This is a genomic window from Actinomadura macra NBRC 14102 (assembly GCF_001552215.1).
Classification (GTDB): domain Bacteria; phylum Actinomycetota; class Actinomycetes; order Streptosporangiales; family Streptosporangiaceae; genus Spirillospora; species Spirillospora macra.
Genome location: NZ_BCQT01000025.1, coordinates 1 through 18,843 on the forward strand (window position 1 = coordinate 1; position 18,843 = coordinate 18,843).

Consider the following 18,843-nt stretch of genomic DNA (forward strand, 5'->3'; position numbering starts at 1 on the left):
CCACCGCCGTCGCGGTGGCCGCCGTCGTCGTGGCGGCGGCCCTGGCCGGGCGTTCCGGCGGGGCGCCGGAGCCCCGGCCCGCCGCACCGGCCGGGTACTTCGATCCGCAGCGGCGCGCCTTCACCGTGGGATCGGCGGGCGGGTTCGCACCGGAGTCCTACCGGCCCGGACGTGACGTCCAGCGCATCATGCTGCGGGTGGAACACCCCGGCGGGGCGCTGCGCGCGGATGGGGTCGTGGAGATGTATCCGGCCGGAGCGCTACCGCCTGGAAGCGGCGGGCGTACCCCGGCGGGACGGCCCGCGCCGGACGTCCACGGGCACCGCGCGTACGTGCTCGCCACGCCGGTGCTGCGGGCCGGGGCGGTGGAGCTGGCCTGGGAGTGGAGGCCCGGGGCATGGGGCTTTGTGTCCCTGAGGGGGCCAGGCGCCAACGAGACGCGGGCGCAGCGGGTCGCCCAGAGCGTGCTGCCGATGGGCGGTCAGGCGGGACCGTAGGAGTCCTCAGGACCCGGAGGTGCGACGGGGATACCGGACGCGGCCGCCGGCAGTCCGCCGAGGATGAGGTCGGCCAGGCCGTCCACCACGGCCGCCCTCGGGACCTCGCCGTCGTGGTCGAGCCACCAGTCGCCGGCGGTCTGCACCATGCCGACGATCGCGTGGCCCCACACATAGGCGCGGGTCCGGTCGGTCAGCTCACCCTCGGCGATCATCACCTCCGCCAGTTCTCGGCTCACCCCGCGGATCATCGTGCTCATCGCGCTGCGTGTGGCGGCGTCCTCCGCGCTGGCCCGATGCATGAGGAAGCGATAGAGGTGAGGGTTCGCCGAGATCGTCGCCAGGTAGGTGTCGATCGTGGAGCGGGTGCGCGAGCGGATCGGGACGTCCTGGGAGAACTCGGCCCTAATACCCTCGATCAGCTTGCGCGTGTGCCGTTCGGCCAACGCCTGGTACAGCCCGCTCTTGTCGCCGAAATGCCGGTACAGGATCGGCTTGCTGATCCCCGCCTCCGCGGCGATGGCGGCCATCGACGTACCTGGCCCCTCCCGCTGGATGACCCGGTCGGCGGCCTCCAGCAGGGCGCGGCGCCGGGCGGGATCGCGCCGCGATCCCGCCCCCGCCTCCGCGTCGGTCATCATGATCCAGAACCTATCTTGGGGGTGTTACCCGGTGACAAGACCGCAGCGGTGGCCTATCGGCCGTGTCCCCGCCCCGGCTAACGGACGGGCAATCCCATGACGGTGCGGCCGATGACCAGCCGCTGGGTCTCGCTCACAACAACCTCACCTTCTGCGCTCGTGGCGCACTTGAAAGGCAAGCTCAGCGCGGCTACCAGACGATGGGTCCGCTTTGGGGGAGCTTGGATCCGGCGACGACTACGTAGGGAACGGTGAGAGGGGTGTTGTACGGGCTGGCCATAGGCTTAGCCAAGCCGTTCTGACTGGGGCCGGCCTGCATGAAGTCCGGCTTGATGAAGCCGTTCTGCACGGGGTCGGCGACTTCCTTGGTCGCCGGGGAATGCCTGGCGGCCAGCATGAGCGCGGCGGCCAGCAGCACCCCCAGCAGCAGGAATAGAGGGAGAGACTGACGGACGAGAGATTTCCGCATGAGTACCCAACTTCGCATCGGATCGACTTCCTCGACAACCGGCATTCGTCGCCCAACGCCGAGCGGATGGGATGTTTCCTACAAGAGGTGGCATCCGATTGCTTCTGCAGCCCGACCCACCACGTCCGGCCACACACTGGGCACCGAGCCGACACGCGCCGCGCCCGAACCTCCTGGCCGGTTCCTGCCGGCGTCCGGCCCGCCTGGCCTGTTACGGACAACCGCCAGGCAAGGTCCTGGATGAACCCGACGAGCCGGGCGAGGCCGCGACACGGACGCCAACGCCACTGCGGGCAGCTCGTTGCCTCCTACTGGGCCAGCCCCGCCCCGGACGCCGCTCGGCATCGGTGGTGCCCGAACTCAAACGACTCGGCGCGGCTCACCTTCGCCCCGGATCTGTCGTGAACGCGGGTCCGCACGGGCCTCTCCCCGGTCGTCAGGCTCCGGGGCACGCCGTCGCGCCGTGCGACGGTCGCGGATCAGCGCGCGTCGTCGCCTTGCTCACAGCCGGCGGCGCAGCCGTTGTAGATGTTCCACACGAGTGCCATGAACGCCAGATAAGCCGCGATGGCGCCGAGCATGCACAACACCATGAGGGGCGGTATCCAGCCGAGCCAGACGCAGCCGGCCAAGCCGACGATGAACATGGCTGTGGCTGCTGCCATGAACGTGATGAGCAGGGCCAGGCAGATCGCCTGACAGGTCTGGGGCGATTCCTCTCCCGCGCCGGCAGATCCGGCGGACAATAGACGCTCCACCGCACTGATCAGCACGGGATCACGCTTGACAGCGTCGGTCAGCGTGTCGATCTGCGTTCGCTCGTTCATGGAACGCAGCTCAGGGAACGCGGTGACGAACTGTTGGGCCGCATCCCGCACGCGCAGCGTCAACGCCCGGGCCTCGGCCTGCGTGATTCCGGCCAGCGCGCCGAGATCTCCGAACTGCGCCTCGCGGTTCGCCTCGCTGTTCCTGCGAGCATCCGCGCGCAGCGCGTTGGCCTTGTCCACGTACCCACGGCGCCGCTCATCGTCCAGGTCCTTGACGACGGCCGCCTGGCCGGAGAACAGCTCCATCGCGGCCGCCACCACCTGCTGAAACGCCGGATTCTGCGCCATCCGATGTGCGATGTCCTCAGTCACGGCTCCTCCATCGATCGACCGAAGATCACGCCCTCCAGAAAGGCGGGGTCGTGACCTGTGACCTGCATTGTGGTTCGGATGCGAAGTCACGGAAATCCCCAACCCGAGCCGAGCCCATCAGCAGCACTGATCGCCACCCAGAAGCGGGGTTGATGCTGGACTGGAACGGAAATCGCCGTTAGCCACGGCCGTGTGAGCGTCGGCGTTAACGATCCGCCGCTTTCGTAGGATCACGACCGGGGCGTTGGCGAGGGCGCGTCGCTGTCCGGTGAGAGTCGTTGAGCAGCTGATTGTTCGTGCAGGTCCGCCACTACCGGACGGGCAACCCCGTGACGGTACGGCCGATGACCAGCCGCTGGATCTCGCTGGTCCCCTCGAAGATCGTGAAGATCTTGGAGTCACGGTGCATCCGCTCCACCGGATACTCGCGGGTATAGCCGTTACCGCCGAGGATCTGGATGGCCTCCTCGGTGACGTACACCGCCATCTCGCTGGCCATCAGCTTGGCCATCGAGCCCTCAGCATTGTCGAAGTCCTTGCCGGTGCGCGCCATCCACGCGGCCCGCCACACCATCAGCCGCGCGGCGTCCAGCCGGCACTTCATGTCGGCCAGCTTGAACGCGATGGCCTGGAAGTCGCCGATCTTCCTGCCGAACTGCTCGCGCTCCCGCGCGTATCCCAGGGCGTAGTCGTAGGCGGCGCGGCCGATGCCGAGGGCCATCGCGCCGACGGACGGCCGCGTCGTCTCGAACGTCTTCATCGCGGCCTGGCCCTTGGAGCTCTTGCCCTCGCGCGCCCGCGCGATGCGCTCGTCGAACCTCTCCTTGCCGCCGACGACCAGGCGGGACGGCACCCGCACGTCCTCCAGGATCACTTCGGCGGTGTGCGAGGCGCGGATGCCGTGCTTCTTGAACTTCTGGCCCTGCGTCAGCCCGGGGGTGTTCGGCGGCACGATGAAGCTGGCCTGGCCCCGGCTACCGAGGTCGGGGTGGACGGAGGCCACGACGACGTGCACGTCGGCGATGCCGCCGTTGGTCGCCCAGGTCTTGGTGCCGTTCAGCACCCACTCGTCCTTGGCCTCGTCGAAGACCGCGCGGGCCCGGATCGAGCCCACATCGCTGCCCGCGTCGGGCTCGGAGGCGCAGAACGCGCCGAGCTTGACGTCGTCGGCGGATCCGAACATCTGCGGCACCCACTCGCTGATCTGCTCGGGCGTGCCGACCGCGGCCACGGACGCGGCGGCGAGGCCGGTGCCCACGATCGACAGGGCGATGCCGGCGTCGCCCCAGAACAGTTCTTCGAAGGCGACCGGGATGCCGAGGCCGGTCGGCTCCAGCCACTGGGTGGCGAAGAAGTCGAGGGAGTAGAGGCCGACCTTGGACGCCTCCTGGATCAGCGGCCAGGGGGTCTCCTCCCGCTCGTCCCACTCCTGCGCCGCGGGACGGATGACGTCCCGGGCGAACTCGTGGACCCACTCCCGGACCTCGTGCACGTCCTCGCTGGGCTCCAGCGAGAACGGCGCCGGCTCCGCGCTCGTCATGACCAATTGACCCTCTTTCCAATACGACTGTTACCAACGGTAGCAGCGCGGGGTGCCGCCGCGCGTGACACCGTGGCCGGAGTCACAGCGGGCGCGGTGCTGGAGTCACTGCGGGCGAGGGGCGGCTGGTCAGCCGCGGCCGGACGTGAACGACCGCGCGGCGGCGTACCCGGGCACCTCGATCATCGGCGGGCGCTCGCCCACCGCGACGTCGCTGGTGCGCGCGTCGTGCCCGTCCGGGGCGCGGCGGAACTGGGTGAGGGCCGTGGCCGGCGCGCCGAGCGGGACCATCCGTCCGTGCCGCTCCAGCCGAGACCAGGCGGTGAGCATGATCTGGCCGGACATCTCCCCGAGCGCCTCGGTGGACTGGTGCGAGTGGACGCGGCGGCCGAGGTCGACCTGGGCGATGGCGTCGAGTCCGGAGTCCTGGAAGACGTCCAGCAGCAGGCCGAGCTCCACGCCGTAGCCGGTCACGAACGGCAGGCGCTCCAGCAGCGCGCGGCGCCCCGCGTACTCCCCTCCGAGCGGCTGCATCACGCCGGCGAGCAGCGGCCAGTGCAGGTTGATCAGCGGGCGCGCGACCAGCTCGGTCACCCGGCCACCGCCGCCCTCCACGCGCCGCCCGCCCTCGACCAGCGGACGGTCGTAGCATCCCTTCACGTAGCCGATGGAGGGATCGGCGAGCAGCGGCCCGAGCAACCCCGTGACATAGGACGAGGTGAACCCGCGCAGGTCCGCGTCCACGAACACCACGAGGTCACCGCACGTCGCGGCCAGCGACTTCCACAGCGCCTCGCCCTTGCCCGACATCCGCCCGTGCTCGGGCAGGACGGCGTCCTGGGCGACCACCTCCGCCCCGGCGGCCGCGGCCACGTCGGCGGTCCGGTCGGTGGAGCGGGAGTCGACCACGACGATCTCGTCCACCAGCGGGATCCGCTCGACGAGGTCGGTGCGGATGGACGCCACGATGGCGCCCACCGTCGCCTCCTCGTCGCGTGCGGGGAGCACGACGCTGATCCTCGCGGCCCCCTTCGCGGCCAGCAGGGCGCGCGGCGGCCAGTCGCCCGCCGCGCTCGTACGGCGACGCAACCACGAAGCGACCTCAGGCAGCACGCGCTCTCCTTCCCCTGCGGACCGTCCCCGACCGAGCGTCCTCTTACCAGGAAACGCCAGATCCCCCCAGATCATTCACCCTTGGCGCGATAAGGATCAGCCATCCCAGAGAGTTAACAGCGCCACAACATGCCGGTCATTCGGCGGCGTGCTTGTCCAGGAACTCGTAGACGTCGGCGTCGTCCACGCCGGGGAACGCCCCGGGTGGCAGGACGGACAGGACGTGCGAATGGGCGCGGGCGGACGGCCAGGCCATCCCCTCCCAGCGGTCGGACAGCGCCTTGGGCGGGCGCTGGCAGCAGTCGCCGTCCGGGCAGGCCGACTTGACCCGCCGAGTCGTCTCCCGGCCGCGGAACCAGCGCGAGTCCTCGAACCGGACCCCGAGCGTGATCGCGAAGTCGCGCTCGTGGCTCGGGTCGACGTGCGAGAGGCACCAGTACGTGCCGTTCGGGGTGTCGGTGTACTGGTAGTAGACGGAAAAGCGGTCCTCGGCGGTGAAGACGTGCCGCCCGGCCCACGCGCGGCACATCCGCTGGCCCTCGATCGCGCCGTCCTCGTCCTGCGGGAAGGCGAGCCCGTCGTTGGCGTACGCCTTGTAGATCGTGCCGTTCTCGTCGTTCTTGGTGAAGTGCAGCTGAAGGTCGAGGTGGTGGGTCGCGACGTTGGTGAACCGGTGCGCGGCCATCTCGTAGGAGACCGAGAAGACGTCGGCGAGGTCCTCCACCGACAGGTCCCGCGCGGTCTTGGCCTCCTGCAGGAACGGGACGACGCTGCGCTCGGGCATCAGGATCGCGGCGCCGAAGTAGTTCGCCTCGACGCGCTGGCGCAGGAAGTCGGCGAAGTCGCGGGGCTGGTCGTGGTCCAGCGCGATGTGGCCGAGGGTCTGCAGCAGGATCGTCCGGGGCGTGTGCATCCCGAGCTGCTCGCGCTCCAGGTAGATCCGCCGGTTGCGCAGGTCGGTGACGGACCGGACGGAGCGCGGCAGGTCCTGTACGTACTGCAGGCTGAAACCGAAGTGGCCGACCAGCGTCATCAGGAGCCCCTGCGACACCGCGCCGCGCCGGTAGCCGACCGCGTCGAGCGTCTGCGCCGCGATGCGCTCGATCCCGGCGAAGTGGTTGCCGCGTTCGTGCATCTGACGCCGCAGCTCGGCGTTGGCCTTGCGCGCCTCCTCCGGGCTCGCGGTGGGCTTGGTGCGGCTGCGCTTCAGCTCCCCGTACAGGGCGAGGATGTGCTCGATCACCTCGTTCGGCATCCGCTTGCCGACCTTGAGGTGCGACAGCCCGAGCGTGCGGTACAGCGGGTCGCGCTGCGCCTCCTCCAGCGCGATCTCCAGCTGCGCTCGGCGGCTCGGCGGCTGGCGGCGCAGCAGTTCCTCCACCGGGCACTCCAGCGCGGCGGCGAGGGCCTGCAGCAGCGACAGCTTGGGCTCGCGCCGGCCGTTCTCCAGAAGGGAGAGCTGCGACGGGGCACGGCCGACGCGCTCACCGAGGTCCGACAGCGTCATGCCGCGACCGCGCCGCAGATGGCGAAGCCGCTGCCCGAAGGTGACGAGATCTACATCACTCGTCAAGTTGAGGGGTTCTTCTGGCCGCAAGGTCGTCACCGCTTCATGATAGCGGAAATTTCGCAGTTCTTCTGCTACCGGTGCGTTCATCAGCGGCACGCGATCTGGGCATAGTCGACGCAAGCACCCAGGGGACGACACGGAAGGGCAGAAGATGAGCGACAGTCGCCTCAAGGGCGCAGCCGATGAGCTGCAGCGTCAGTGGGACACCGATCCTCGGTGGAAGGGCATCGAGCGGACCTTCACGGCCGAGGACGCCGTGCGGATCCGGGGCTCGGTCCAGGAGGAGCACACCCTCGCGCGCCTCGGCGCGGAGCGCCTGTGGACGCTGCTGCACGAGGAGGACTACGTCCACTCGCTCGGCGCGCTGACCGGACTTCAGGCCGTCCAGCAGGTGAAGGCCGGGCTCAAGGCCATCTACCTGTCCGGCTGGCAGGTCGCGGCGGACGCCAACCTGGCGGGCCAGACCTACCCCGACCAGAGCATCTACCCGGCGAACTCGGTCCCGGCGGTCGTGCGGCGCATCAACAACGCGCTGCTGCGCGCCGACCAGGTCCAGTGGGCCGAGGGCGAGGGCGGCACGCACTTCCTCGCGCCGATCGTGGCCGACGCCGAGGCGGGCTTCGGCGGCGTGCTGAACGCCTTCGAGCTGATGAAGGGCATGATCGCCGCCGGCGCCGCGGGCGTGCACTGGGAGGACCAGCTCGCCTCGGAGAAGAAGTGCGGCCACCTCGGCGGCAAGGTGCTGATCCCGACCTCGCAGCACATCAAGACGCTGAACACCGCCCGCCTCGCCGCGGACGTCTCCAACGTGCCGTCACTGATCATCGCGCGGACCGACGCCGAGGCCGCGACACTGATCACGACGGACGTGGACGAGCGCGACCGCGAGTTCCTCACCGGCGAGCGCACCGCCGAGGGCTTCTACCGCGTCCGCAACGGCATCGAGCCCTGCATCGCCCGCGCCAAGGCGTACGCGCCCTACTCCGACCTCATCTGGATGGAGACCGGCACCCCGGACCTGGAGCAGGCCCGCAGGTTCGCGGAAGCCGTCAAGGCCGTCTACCCGGATCAGATGCTCGCCTACAACTGCTCGCCGTCGTTCAACTGGAAGGCGCACCTGGACGACGCGACCATCGCCAAGTTCCAGCGCGAGCTGGGTCACATGGGCTTCAAGTTCCAGTTCATCACCCTGGCCGGCTTCCACGCGCTCAACTACGGCATGTTCGACCTGGCCCACGGCTATGCCCGCGAGGGCATGACCGCCTACGTCGAGTTGCAGGAGCGCGAGTTCGCGGCGGCCCAGAAGGGCTTCACCGCGGTCAAGCACCAGCGCGAGGCCGGCACCGGCTACTTCGACCTGGTGAGCACCGCGATCTCCCCTGAATCCTCCACGACGGCGCTGAAGGGCTCCACCGAGGAGGGCCAGTTCCACTGATCCAAGGGCAGGTCCCCTGATCAAGCAGCGCTGATCCACCGAGCCGGCCCCTCCCCCAAGACCGAAGGCCCCCGCGTCCCTACACCCGCGGGGGCCTTCTGGCTCGTTCCCACCTGCGGCCACTTTCGGCTGCCCCCTCGACTTCTGTTAACAACCCGGGCAAATTAGGCACGCTAGTGATCACTCAAGGGAGAGGATCCTCCGATGGCGCTGCGCCACCCCCGGTTCATGAGACCCCGGGCGACCCCCGGGCGAATGTTGCCGCTCGCCGTCGCCGCCGTGAGCGTCGTCACGCTCGCGCCGGCCACCGCCGCCTCCGCCGACGTCCGGTTCACTCCGGGCGCCCCCGGCGTCGGCGACGCGTATTTCCCCCTGGAGGGCAACGGCGGGTACGACGCCCGTCACTACTCGCTGAACCTGCAGTACGACCCCGACTACGACCAGCTCGACGGCACCGTGACCCTCACCGCCACGGCCACGCAGAACCTGTCGAGCTTCGACCTGGACCTGTCCGGCATGGACGTCGAGCGGGTCAAGGTCGACGGGAAGAACGCCACCTACAAGCGGCGCGGCCAGGAGCTGGTCATCACGCCGGGCAAGGGACTGCGCAAGGGCAAGTCCTTCACGGCGGTCATCACCTACGGCGGCGTGCCGCAGACGATCGTGGGCTCCCCGATCGTGTTCGGCTCCCCGTACGGGTTCCTGCACACGCCCGACGGCGCGTTCGTCGGCGGCGAGCCCAACGGCGCCTCCACCTGGTTCCCGGTCAACGACCATCCGAGCGACAAGGCCACCTACGACTACACGATCGCGGTGCCGAAGGGGCTGCGAGCGGTCGCGAACGGCCTGCTGACCGACACGCAGAACACCCTCACCTCCTTCAGCCGCCGCCGCGCGGCGACCAACGCCAGCGTCTTCAAGTGGCGCGAGGACAGCCCGATGGCGAGCTACCTCACGACCATCGACATCGGCAAGTGGGAGATCAGGGAGGGCCGGACGCCCGGCGGGCTGCGCAACTACACCGCCGTCGACCCCGAGCTGGTCGCCACCCAGCCGGACGCGGTGAACTTCTTCTTCAGCAACACCAGCGAGGCGACGGACCTGTGGGCCAAGACCTTCGGCCCCTACCCGTTCAACACCACGGGCGCCATCGCCGATGACGCCCGGTTCAACGGCGAGCCGCTCGGCTTCTCTCTGGAGACCCAGGGCAAGCCGGTGTACTCGGCCGTCCGCAACACCGGGACCATCGCGCACGAGCTGGCGCACCAGTGGTTCGGTGACAGCGTCTCTCCGCAGCGCTGGAAGGACATCTGGCTGAACGAGAGCTTCGCCACCTGGGCCGCGTGGTACTGGGCCGAGAAGCACGGCGGTGCCACCGTCCACGACGCGGCCATCGCCACCTACAACTCGCGTCCCTTCCCCGACCCGGCGGGACGCCCGTTCTGGTCGGTCGTGACCGCCGACCCGCAGCGCGACACCATGTTCAACGCGCGGGTCTACAGCGGCGGCGGCATAGCCCTGCAGCTCCTCCGGGAGAAGATCGGTGACGAGAAGTTCTTCACCCTCCTGCGGACGTGGGTCGCCCAGCACCGCCACGGCAACGCCACCACCGAGCAGTTCACCGCCCTGGCCGAGAAGGTGTCCGGGCAGGACCTGACCCCGTTCTTCAAGGAGTGGATCTACTCGCCGACCAAGCCCGCCCTTCCCCAGGGCTAACCGTTTCCGTTAGCACAGACCGCCGTGCAGGCACGGCGGTCTGTGCGAAATTACATGGTCCCGGCGTGCCGCTCGATCTAGGGTCTCGGCAAGTGGGGGTTCTACCGTGGGTCTGGTATTACGGGTTCCGCCGGCACACCGCATACCCGGTCGGCTCGCTCGCCGAGGCGCTGACCAACACAGCTTTCGGCTTCATGCGCGCGTATGTGCTGATCGCCCTCTGGCATGAGCGACCCTCCCTCGGGGGGTATGACGTGACCGATGCGGTCACGTACTGCTTCGTGACGCAGGCCCTGATCGGACCGATCCAGATCTTCGGCGGGATGGACCTCGCGCAGCGGATCCGCACCGGCGACGTCGCCATCGACCTGCACCGCCCGGTCGGTCTGCAGGGCTGGTGGCTGGCGGACGACCTCGGCCGCACGACGGGGTCGCTGGTGCTGCGCGGTGGTCCGCCGCTGCTGGCGGGGGCGCTGGCGTTCCCGTTCCACTGGCCGGGTCCGGCCGGGCTCGCGGCGTTCGCGGTGGCCATGCTGCTCGCCGCGCTGGTGAGCTTCGGGATGCGCTATCTGGTGGCGCTCGGCATGTTCTGGCTGCACGACGACCGCGGGCTCAACGCCATCACGCTGGTGATGTCGCTGTTCTTCTCCGGGATGATCCTGCCGCTGGTCGTCTTCCCCGGGCGGCTGGGGGAGGTCGCGCGGGCGCTGCCGTGGGCCGCGCAACTCCAGGTGCCCGCCGACGTGTTCCTCGGCCAGTACAGCGGGACTGACCTGCTCGGAGCCCTGACGTTCCAGGCCGCGTGGGCGGTGGCGCTGCTCGCCGCGGGACACCTGCTGACCCGGGCGGCGCGGCGGAAGCTGGTGATCCACGGTGGCTGAGCCGGTGGGTGCGGCCGCGGCGAGCGCCCTGCGCTCCTACGGGCTGCTGGCCTGGACGTGGACCCGCGCCGCCGCGCAGTACCCGGTGTCGATGATCCTGCTCGGTCTCGCGACGGCCGTCGTCAGCGGGCTGGACGCGGCCGCGATCGCGCTGCTGTTCACGCGCGCCCCGCGCATCGCCGGGTTCGACGCGTACGAGGTCCTGTTCCTGTACGGCACGTCCGCGCTGTCGTTCGCGATCTCCGACATCCTGTTCAGCACCACCGAACGGCTCGGCCAGCACGTACGGGAGGGGACGATCGACGCCATGCTGGTCCGGCCGGTGAGCCCGCTGATCCAGGTCGCCACCGAGGAGTTCTCGCCGCGCCGCTTCGGCAGGCTCGTCCCGGCGGTGGCCATCCTGGTGCTCGCGCTGGCGCGGCTGGAGGTGCCGTGGACGCCGGGCCGGGCGGCGCTCGTCCCGCTGATGGTGCTGTCCGGGACGGCGATCTTCGCGGGGCTGTGGGTGCTCGGGGGCGCGGTGCAGTTCGTGCTCGTCGAGAGCCACGGCGCCACCAAGTCGCTCACCTACGGAGGCGGGTTCCTCACCCAGTATCCGATGACCATGTTCGCCCGCGACTTCGTCCGGGGCGTGACGTTCGTCGTGCCGCTGGCGTTCGTCAACTGGCAGCCCGCGCTGTACGTCCTGGACCGCCCCGACCCGCTCGGGCTGCCCGAGGCGGTGCGTTTCGCGTCCCCGGCGGTCGCCGTCGCCGTGTGCGCGGTGGCGGCGGTCGCCTGGCGGGCGGGGCTGCGGCACTACCGATCGACAGGAAGCTGAGGGCCGTGCCGATGATCGAGGTCGAGGACGCCGTCAAGTCGTTCACCGTCCGGACGCGGACCAGGGGCCTGCGGCGGCGGGCGCGGACGACGCTCCGCGCGGTCGACGGGGTGTCGTTCGCGGTCGAGCCCGGCGAGTTCGTCGGCTACCTCGGCCCGAACGGCGCGGGCAAGTCCACGACGATCAAGATGCTGACCGGCATTCTCACGGCGTCGTCGGGAACGCTGCGGGTGTGCGGGCTGGACCCGTCGCGGCGGCGCACCTCGCTCGCGCGCCGGCTCGGTGTCGTGTTCGGCCAGCGCACGACCCTCTGGTGGGACCTGCCGCTGCGCGACAGCCTCTCTCTCGTCCGGCGGCTCTACCGGGTGGAGGGGTCCGCGCATCGGGCGCGGCTCGCCGAGCTCACAGCGCTGCTGGAGTTGGAGCCGTTCCTGGACACGCCGGTACGGCAGCTCAGCCTGGGGCAGCGGATGCGCGGGGACCTGGCCGCCGCGCTGTTGCACGACCCGGAACTGCTCGTCCTGGACGAGCCGACGATCGGGTTGGACGTGGTGAGCAAGGCGACCGTGCGCGATTTCCTGGAACGTATCAACTCCGAGCGGGGAACCACGATCCTGCTGACCACGCACGATCTCGGCGACATCGAGCGGCTCTGCCGTCGCGTCATGATCATTGATCATGGCCGGCTGGCCTATGACGGCGGGCTGGACGAGCTGCGCCGGACCGTGGACGCCGACCGGGTGCTGGTCGTCGAGCTGGCCCGGCCCGGCCCGCCGATCAGTCTGGACACCGCCGGAGCCGGCCGGATCGAGGCCGAGCGGGTCGAGGGACCGCGGCAGTGGCTGCGGCTGCCGCGCCCGGCGAACGCCGCGGAGGTCGTCGCGGCGCTGGCGCGGCGGCACGAGGTCCGCGACATCGCGCTGCGGGAGGCCGGGATCGAGGAGGTGCTCGCCGGGCTCTACCGGGGCGACCACGCGTACTCGTGCTCGGGTCGTCCGGTGGCGCCGTAGCGCAGCGTCACCTCCACCCGTCCCGCCTGCGCCAGCCCCGCGAGGTAGCGCTGCGCCGTGGCGCGGGAGATCCCGACCTGGTCGGCGATCTCGGCGGCCGAGCGCGGCGCCCCGGCCTCGCGCAGCGCGTCGGCGATCAGCCGCGTCGTCACCGGGGACCGTCCCTTGGGCGCGGGCGGCTCGGTGTGCAGCGGCGCGTACAGCGCGCGGAGCGCATCGTCCAGGTCGGCCTGGGAGAGGTCTCCGCCGGCGTCCAGGGCCCCGCGGCAGCGGGCGTAGGCGGCGAGGCGCTCCCCCAGCGCGGCGGCGGTGAACGGTTTGATCAGGTAGTGCAGCGCGCCGTGCCGCAGCGCCTTCCGGACGACGGTGGCGTCCGCCGCGGCCGTCGCCATGATGACGTCGGCGTCCAATTCGGGCAGCAGGCTCAGGCCGGAGGCGTCCGGGAGGTAGACGTCCAGCAGGACGAGGTCGGGACCGAGCTCCGCGGCCATGGACCGGGCCTGCTCGGCGCTGTGCGCGAGCCCGGCGACGCGGAAGCCGGGTAGTGCGTCCACGAATCCGGCGTGGACCTGCGCCACCCGGAAGTCGTCGTCCACCACGAGCACGCCGATCATTGCACCGCCTCCGCTCCGAGCACCCCGGGCAGCCTGGCGATCGCCACCGCCCCCCATCCGTCCTGCGCGTCCCGCCCGTCGGGGTCCGCGAAGCTCACCTCGCCGTGCCGGGCGCGGGCGGTGCGCCGGGCGAGCCCGAGACCGAGCCCGCGCGGCCGTCCGGCCACCGCCTCGCGGGTGGAGACGCCGTCGTCGAAGACGGCTTCGAGAAGTCCGGGAGGCAGCCCGTCGCCCGAGTCGCTGACGGTCACGTGCAGGTCCCGGCCGTCGCCGAGCAGCTCGACCTCGACGCGCGCGGGGCGACGCTCGCCGAGCCGCGCGGCCTCGACGGCGTTGTCGACGAGGTTGCCGACGACGGTGGTCACATCCAGCGCGTCGGCGACGCGGCCTGGCACGTAGCTGCCCGCTCCGATCTCCAGCCGGACGCCCTTCTCGGCCGCGACGGCGGCCTTGGCCGACAGGAATGCCTGCAGGTAGGGGTCGGGCAGCGGATCGGGCAGGTTCTCGGGCGCGGGGGCGAGCCCGCCCGAGTCGGCCATCAGGGTCCCGATGTAGTCGGCGGCCTCCTCGCAGTGCCCGAGGTGCAGCAGCCCGGACAGGGTGTGCAGCCGGTTGGCGTACTCGTGCCGCTGCGCCCGCAGCGCGTCGAACAGCGTCCGGACGGAGTCCAGTTCCCGGGCGAGGGTCTCCAGATCGGTGCGGTCGCGCAGCGTGATGACCGCACCGAGGTCACGGCCGTCGCGCCGCACCTCCCGCCGGTTGACCACAAGGACCCGCTCCCCCGCCGTGACGAACAGGTTGGCCGCCTCGTGCCGCCCGGTCAGCACCTCCCGGAGCGTTCCGCCGGCGGCGAGGCCCGCGGCGGGCGCGCCGTGCTCGGGGGTGGTGCCGAGCAGCCGGGACGCCTCCACGTTGCAGACGGCGACCCTGCCGTCCGGGTCGATCGCGACCACCCCCTCGCCGACGCCGTGCAGCACCGCCTCCCGCTCGTGCACCAGTTCGACCAGCTCGTACGGCTCAAGGCCAAGCGTCTGGCGTTTGAGCCGGCGGCCGATGGCGGCGGAGGCGAGCACGCCGAGCAGCACGGCCGCCGCGACGAACAGCGACATGTCGCGCAGCACGTGGCCGAGCTCACGGTCGATCGCGCGGGCGTCGAACCCGACGCTGACCTCGCCGAGAATCCTCCCGCCCGGCCCGTACAGCGGCACCTTGCCGCGCGCCGACAGGCCGAGCGTCCCGCGCTCGACCCGGACGACCTCGTGCCCGGCGAGCGCCTGCGACGGGTCGGTGCTCACCCGGCGGCCCACCTGCCCGGGCGTCGGGTGGGAGAAGCGGATGCCGCGGTTGTCGGTGACCACGACGAACAAAGCCCCGGTGCGGACGCGGACGCGCTCGGCCCGTGCCTGCACCAGGTGCCCGGGGTCGCCGGCGGCGACGGCGGCGGCGATCTCGGGGTCGACGGACACGCTGCGCGCCACCGTGAGCGCGCGCTGGCCGTACTGGTCGCGCAGTTCCCCGTCCAGCATCCAGCCGGTGAGCCCGTAGCCGACGCAGGCGACGATGACGACCACGGCGACTTGGAGGATCAGGACCTGCCTTGCGAAGGAGATGCGCGGGCGGACCGACATGGGGTGTCACCGTAATCGATGAACGCCCGGCCGCCCAGCCCTGTGTGAGCAGAACGAGCACAAGTGGCGGGAACGCGCTCAACGTGGGGATTCGCGGCTTGCGAGCACATCGCGGGCAAGGGTTCCGGTGCCCCGGCCGCGTTCGTACGGTCACGGCATGCCCAAGCGAGCAACCACCCTGGGCTCCGTCATCGAGCTGGACGGGGCCACCAAGCGTTTCAGGTCGGCGGGCGGGGGCGTGCACACCGCCGTCAGGGACCTGCACATGTCCGTGGGGGCCGGCGAGTTCGTGGCCGTGGTCGGCCCCACCGGCTGCGGGAAGTCGACCACGCTCTCGCTCGTGTCCGGCCTGGAGCCGGCGTCGGAGGGCCGTACCCTCGTCCACGGGCGACCGGTGGACGGCATCCCCGAGGGCGTCGGCTACATGTTCCAGAACGACGCCGTCCTGCCGTGGCGGACCGTCCTCGGCAATGTCGCGGCCGGCCCTCGCTATCGGGGCGCGTCCAGGCGCGAGGCCCGTGAACGCGCCCGCGACTGGGTGGAGCGGGTCGGCCTTGCCGGCTTCGAGGGCTACTACCCGCACCAGCTGTCCGGCGGCATGCGCAAACGCGCCGCCCTTGCGCAGACACTGGTGAACGAGCCGTCCATCCTGCTGATGGACGAGCCGTTCTCGGCCCTGGACGTCCAGACGCGCGGCCTCATGCAGGACGAGTTGCTGCGGCTGTGGTCGGGATCGGGGGCGGCGGTCGTGTTCGTCACCCACGACCTGGAGGAGGCCCTCGTCCTCGCGGACCGGGTCGTGGTCATGACGGCGGGCCCCGCCACCGTCAAGGGGATCTTCGAGGTCCCACTGGAGCGGCCCCGCGACGCCGAGGAGGTCCGCCTGACGGCGGAGTTCCTGGACATCTACCGGGAGGTCTGGGAGTCGCTGCGCGAAGAGGTCCAGATCACGCGGGAGAGGGGCAGCGGCCATGCGGCCTGACACCGAGGCGACCGAGGCGGGCGCGATGGTCCGGGAGATCGTGCCCTCCCCCGTGCCCTCCCCGGCGGCACCGGGGGACGGCGAGCGGGCGGCGGTCGCGCGGATGCGCGCCGCCGGGCTGCGCCGGGTACTCGGCATCAACGGCGTGCGGGTCCTGCTCGTCGCGGCGTGGCTTGGCTCGTGGGAGCTCGCGGCCCGACATTGGATCGATCCGTTCTACTACTCGATGCCGTCCAAGATCTGGGAGCGGCTCGTCGACTGGTTCACCGACGGCACCTCGCAGGGCTCGATCTGGGAGCAGATCTCCTACACGCTGCAGGAGGCGGCGGCGGGCTTCGCGCTCGGTGCGGCCGGCGGCGTCGTGCTCGGCATCCTGCTCGGCCGCAGCCGTTTCCTGTCGGACGTGTGCGCGCCGTTCATCAAGGCGGTCAACGCGATCCCCCGCATCATCCTGGCGTCGCTGTTCGTGATCTGGTTCGGCCTCGGCATGCAGTCCAAGATCGCGACCGCGTTCGTGCTGGTGTTCTTCGCGGTGTTCTTCAACGCCTTCCAGGGCGCCCGCGAGGTGGACCGGAACCTGGTCAACAACGCCCGGATCCTCGGCGCGGGACGGCTCCAGGTGCTCTGGACGATCGTGGTGCCGAGTGCCACCTCGTGGATCCTCGCGTCCCTGCACTCGGCGTTCGGCTTCGCCATCATCGGCGCGATCGTCGGCGAGTACAGCGGCGCCGACAAGGGTCTCGGGCTGCTCATCAACCACTCCCAGGGCACCTTCGACTCGGCCGGCATCTACGCCGGCATGATCATCATCACCGTGCTGGCCCTGCTCGCCGAGTGGCTGCTGACCCTGCTGGAGGGCCGGCTGCTGCGCTGGCGTCCCCCGGCGTCCGGCCACGACGTCCAGATCTGACCGTCCCGGAGGAGAACCATGCGCACCACCTCGCGCACCAGCGCCCGCACCGGCCGGCGCGCCGGCCGCACACGCGCCACCACCGCGGCGGGCCTCGCCGTCGCCGCCGCGTTGTCCCTGGCGTCCTGCCGCGACTCCCGTGGCGGGGGCGCGGGCGACGCGTCCGGCGGCACCGTCAAGATCATGGTCGGGGGCATCGACAAGGTCATCTACCTGCCCGCCAAGCTCACCGAGCGGCTCGGCTACTTCAAGGAGCAGGGGCTCGACGTCCAACTCCTCACCGAGCCCGCCGGGGCACAGGCCGAGAACGTCCTGATCTCGGGGGACGTGCAGGGCGTCGTCGGGTTCTACGACCACACGATCGACCTGCAGACCAAGGGCAAGTGCGTGCAGAGCGTCGTGCAGATGGCCGACGTGCCCGGTGAGGCCGAGATGGTGTCGGCGTCCAAGGCGGGCCCGCTGTCCTCCCCGGCGGCGTTCAAGGGCAGGAAGCTCGGCGTGACCAGCCCCGGCTCGTCCACCGACTTCCTCACCCGGGCACTGGCCGTGCGCAACGGCGTGAAGACGTCCGACTACACCACGGTCAAGGCGGGCGCGGGAGCCACGTTCATCGCCACCCTGACCAACGGCGGTATCGACGCGGGCATGACCACCGACCCGACCATCGCCAAGCTCGTCAGCACCGGGAAGGCCAAGGTCATGGTCGAGATGCGCACCGAGGCGGGCACGCGCAAGGCGCTCGGCGGGCTGTACCCCTCGAGTTCGCTCTACATGGACTGCTCGTACGTGGGGTCGCACACCGAGACGGTGCAGAAGCTCGCGAACGCGTTCGTCAAGACGCTGGGCTGGATCGACCAGCACACGCCGGCCGAGATCGCCGCGAAGATGCCGGCCGACTACGCGGGCGGCGATCCCAAGCTCTACGAGAAGGCCGTCGGCGACTCGATCAGCATGTTCAACGGCGACGGTGTCATGCCGCCGGAGGGCGCGAAGAACGTCCTGGAGGTGCTGGCGCAGTTCTCGCCGAACGTCCAGGGCAAGAAGGACACCGTCGACCTGTCCAAGACCTACACCACCCGGTTCGTCACGCAGGCCAAGCAGTAGCGGACGGGGTGGTGGGCGGACCGGTCCTGGCGGGCCGGTCCGTCACCGCTCGACGGCGGAGTAGTACTCCGCTTCGGCCGGGTCGTCGTCGTGGTCCGGACCCCAGCGGCGCGGCGCCCAGGCGGGCATCAGCAGGGCGAAGCCCATCATCCCGTAGACGCCGGAACCGAGCAGCATGCGCAGGCCGGAGTCCATGTCCCCCGCGGGCGGTACCTTGGCTGGCAGGTCCAGGACGCGGCCAGGGTCGACGAGGAAGTAGGCCGACGCCGCGAGCAGCGCGAGCGCGGGGACGAGCGAGACCATCGGCGACGCCCACCGCGCGACGATGACCACGCCCATGACCAGTCCCACGGCGGCGAGCAGGGCGAAGGCCCCGTAGATGCGGGTGCGGTCGGTGATCTCCTGCCCGGTCCCGTCGAAGGACTGGCCCGCCTGCACGTAACCCCAGGCGGCGCCGTAGACGAGCGCGGGGGTCAGCAGGACACCGAGGACGAAGCCGAACGCGTGGCGCACCGCGCATCACATCCCATCGGACGCGCCCGCCCCCGGGCGCACCTGGTTCCCGTACCGGGCCGTCAGTATCGGCTCCATCAGAACATGTTGATCCGAAAAATCGCAGTAAATCGTGAACATGCGGTATCGGGGAGTGATCTTTGGGTACGGGCCCCGGGAGAGCATCGTCACTTTGCCGAGGTCCGTAAACTCCCCCGCCGCGCCGGACGTCGAACCTTTCAAGATCAATAAATATTCGGCGGCGCGCCTGTGTGAACATCC

At 70.6% G+C, this 18,843-nt stretch carries 18 protein-coding genes; 9 read left to right on the forward strand and 9 right to left on the reverse strand.

Annotated elements, in window-relative coordinates:
- Window positions 1-497 (forward strand): hypothetical protein (locus AMA02S_RS43105; protein WP_218005224.1); only part of this gene is annotated, 497 nt, incomplete at its 5' end.
- On the opposite strand, the gene AMA02S_RS34620 is transcribed toward AMA02S_RS43105, so the two are convergent.
- The 6 genes from AMA02S_RS34620 to AMA02S_RS34645 form a co-directional block, all read right to left on the reverse strand.
- Window positions 482-1,138, reverse strand: a complete 657-nt coding sequence (locus AMA02S_RS34620; RefSeq protein ID WP_067467463.1) for a TetR family transcriptional regulator — start codon at window positions 1,136-1,138, stop codon at window positions 482-484. The two genes, AMA02S_RS43105 and AMA02S_RS34620, sit on opposite strands and share 16 nt — an antisense overlap.
- Window positions 1,139-1,328: 190 nt before the next feature.
- Window positions 1,329-1,652: a hypothetical protein gene (locus AMA02S_RS34625; protein WP_157431030.1), complete on the reverse strand. Its 324-nt coding sequence runs from the start codon at window positions 1,650-1,652 to the stop codon at window positions 1,329-1,331.
- Between the two features lie 434 nt (window positions 1,653-2,086).
- Complete coding sequence (locus AMA02S_RS34630; protein WP_157431031.1) at window positions 2,087-2,746, reverse strand: hypothetical protein; 660 nt, start codon at window positions 2,744-2,746, stop codon at window positions 2,087-2,089.
- A 310-nt stretch (window positions 2,747-3,056) separates the two neighbouring features.
- Window positions 3,057-4,286, reverse strand: a complete 1,230-nt coding sequence (locus AMA02S_RS34635; protein WP_067467472.1) for an acyl-CoA dehydrogenase family protein — start codon at window positions 4,284-4,286, stop codon at window positions 3,057-3,059.
- Between the two features lie 129 nt (window positions 4,287-4,415).
- Window positions 4,416-5,399: a glucosyl-3-phosphoglycerate synthase gene (locus tag AMA02S_RS34640; protein ID WP_067467475.1), complete on the reverse strand. Its 984-nt coding sequence runs from the start codon at window positions 5,397-5,399 to the stop codon at window positions 4,416-4,418.
- Between the two features lie 136 nt (window positions 5,400-5,535).
- Window positions 5,536-6,972 carry a helix-turn-helix domain-containing protein gene (locus AMA02S_RS34645; RefSeq protein ID WP_067467666.1) on the reverse strand — a complete coding sequence of 479 codons (1,437 nt, stop codon included), beginning with the start codon at window positions 6,970-6,972 and terminating at the stop codon, window positions 5,536-5,538.
- A gap of 148 nt (window positions 6,973-7,120) precedes the next feature.
- Between AMA02S_RS34645 and aceA the strand changes: the two genes are divergently transcribed.
- From aceA to AMA02S_RS34670, 5 genes are all read left to right on the forward strand, one after another.
- Window positions 7,121-8,404: an isocitrate lyase gene (aceA, locus tag AMA02S_RS34650; protein WP_067467478.1), complete on the forward strand. Its 1,284-nt coding sequence runs from the start codon at window positions 7,121-7,123 to the stop codon at window positions 8,402-8,404.
- A gap of 255 nt (window positions 8,405-8,659) precedes the next feature.
- The gene (locus tag AMA02S_RS34655; RefSeq protein WP_218005225.1) at window positions 8,660-10,120 is read left to right on the forward strand and encodes a M1 family metallopeptidase; all 1,461 of its coding nucleotides are present in this window, start codon (window positions 8,660-8,662) and stop codon (window positions 10,118-10,120) included.
- A 92-nt stretch (window positions 10,121-10,212) separates the two neighbouring features.
- Window positions 10,213-11,001, forward strand: a complete 789-nt coding sequence (locus AMA02S_RS34660; RefSeq protein ID WP_067467481.1) for an ABC transporter permease — start codon at window positions 10,213-10,215, stop codon at window positions 10,999-11,001.
- Window positions 10,994-11,821 (forward strand): ABC transporter permease, encoded by an 828-nt coding sequence (locus AMA02S_RS34665; protein ID WP_067467483.1) that lies wholly within the window; start codon window positions 10,994-10,996, stop codon window positions 11,819-11,821. Before AMA02S_RS34660 ends, AMA02S_RS34665 begins: the two co-directional genes overlap by 8 nt.
- An 11-nt stretch (window positions 11,822-11,832) precedes the next feature.
- Window positions 11,833-12,831 (forward strand): ABC transporter ATP-binding protein, encoded by a 999-nt coding sequence (locus tag AMA02S_RS34670; protein WP_067467675.1) that lies wholly within the window; start codon window positions 11,833-11,835, stop codon window positions 12,829-12,831.
- Here AMA02S_RS34670 and AMA02S_RS34675 read toward each other — a convergent pair.
- Window positions 12,780-13,445 (reverse strand): response regulator, encoded by a 666-nt coding sequence (locus AMA02S_RS34675; RefSeq protein ID WP_067467486.1) that lies wholly within the window; start codon window positions 13,443-13,445, stop codon window positions 12,780-12,782. The genes AMA02S_RS34670 and AMA02S_RS34675 overlap by 52 nt on opposite strands.
- Window positions 13,442-15,073, reverse strand: coding sequence for a sensor histidine kinase (locus AMA02S_RS34680; protein WP_157431032.1), 1,632 nt, complete (start codon window positions 15,071-15,073; stop codon window positions 13,442-13,444). Before AMA02S_RS34680 ends, AMA02S_RS34675 begins: the two co-directional genes overlap by 4 nt.
- A 157-nt stretch (window positions 15,074-15,230) precedes the next feature.
- On the opposite strand from AMA02S_RS34680, the gene AMA02S_RS34685 reads away from it, so the two are divergent.
- From AMA02S_RS34685 to AMA02S_RS34695, 3 genes are read left to right on the forward strand one after another with little or no spacing between them, the layout of a single operon-like run.
- Entirely contained in the window at window positions 15,231-16,055 is an 825-nt protein-coding gene (locus tag AMA02S_RS34685) for an ABC transporter ATP-binding protein (protein ID WP_067467489.1), read from the forward strand.
- Entirely contained in the window at window positions 16,045-16,965 is a 921-nt protein-coding gene (locus tag AMA02S_RS34690; RefSeq protein WP_218005226.1) for an ABC transporter permease, read from the forward strand. Before AMA02S_RS34685 ends, AMA02S_RS34690 begins: the two co-directional genes overlap by 11 nt.
- An 18-nt stretch (window positions 16,966-16,983) precedes the next feature.
- On the forward strand, window positions 16,984-18,069 hold the full coding sequence (locus tag AMA02S_RS34695; protein ID WP_084265923.1) for an ABC transporter substrate-binding protein: 1,086 nt from the start codon (window positions 16,984-16,986) through the stop codon (window positions 18,067-18,069).
- A gap of 42 nt (window positions 18,070-18,111) precedes the next feature.
- Here the strand turns inward: AMA02S_RS34695 and AMA02S_RS34700 are convergent, their stop codons facing one another.
- Window positions 18,112-18,582 (reverse strand): hypothetical protein, encoded by a 471-nt coding sequence (locus AMA02S_RS34700; RefSeq protein WP_067467492.1) that lies wholly within the window; start codon window positions 18,580-18,582, stop codon window positions 18,112-18,114.
- Between the last annotated feature and the right edge of the window lie 261 nt (window positions 18,583-18,843).